Source organism: Emticicia sp. W12TSBA100-4, from assembly GCF_040253585.1.
Lineage (GTDB): Bacteria > Bacteroidota > Bacteroidia > Cytophagales > Spirosomataceae > Emticicia.
In genome coordinates this window covers 1-833 of record NZ_JBELAU010000058.1, presented here as the reverse complement: position 1 = coordinate 833, position 833 = coordinate 1, and the positions used below count along the sequence as shown (strand labels likewise).

Here is an 833-nt window from a genome sequence, read left to right as displayed (position 1 = left end):
ATAATTTAAGTTGTAACCTATAATTTCCGATAGGCTTCTGTGTAATAACTTTGAGATACCAAATCGAAATTATTATGCAAACAGAAACACTATCGGAAAAAACCTTAATAATCTATTGTTTTGTAGATGACTTTTTGAAAAAAATCAGGATATCGGATGATAAACAAAGGCGATTTACAGATGCCCAAGTTATCACAACGGCCATCATAGCTGCCAAGAAATTTTATGGCAATTATGCTTCTGCCTTAGATTTTTTAGCAAGTTATGAAGGTTTTTATCGAATAGATAGAGGCGTATTTTCCATGCGATTAAAACGTTTGGAAAATACTATTCGATTGATTTTCAATCATTTAAGCCAAACTATCAAAGAACTTAATCTAAGTCAAGAGTATATTATTGACACATTTCCTGTGTCAGTTTGCCGAAATATCAGGATTCCTTATTGCCGTTTGATTCAAGGAGAATCGTATCGTGGTTATAACGTAAGCAAAAAAGAATATTTCTATGGTTTCAAAGTTCAGGTAATTACTACAAAAGAGGGTGTACCTGTACAATTCGATATTTTTTGTGGAGAAACAGGGGATGTAACAGCCTTGCAATCTACACAAGTAAATTTACCTAAAAATAGCCAATTATTTGGAGATAAAGCCTATAATGACTATGAAATTGAGGATTTTATGTACGAATGTGATGAAATTACACTCCGTCCAATTCGTAAATCAAATTCTAAAAGAAAAGATTTTCCTTACGAGGTCGCTTACAAAAAAATGGTTCGCAAACAAATCGAAAACTCTTTTACTCAGATAACAGATTTATTACCTAAACATATCCAT

The 833-nt window shown here is 32.1% G+C and carries 1 protein-coding gene; it reads left to right on the top strand.

Annotated elements, in window-relative coordinates; translation table 11 throughout:
- Positions 1–74 precede the first annotated feature (74 nt).
- On the top strand, positions 75–833 hold a 759-nt coding region (locus tag ABR854_RS25720; RefSeq protein ID WP_350268727.1), incomplete at its 3' end, for an IS982 family transposase.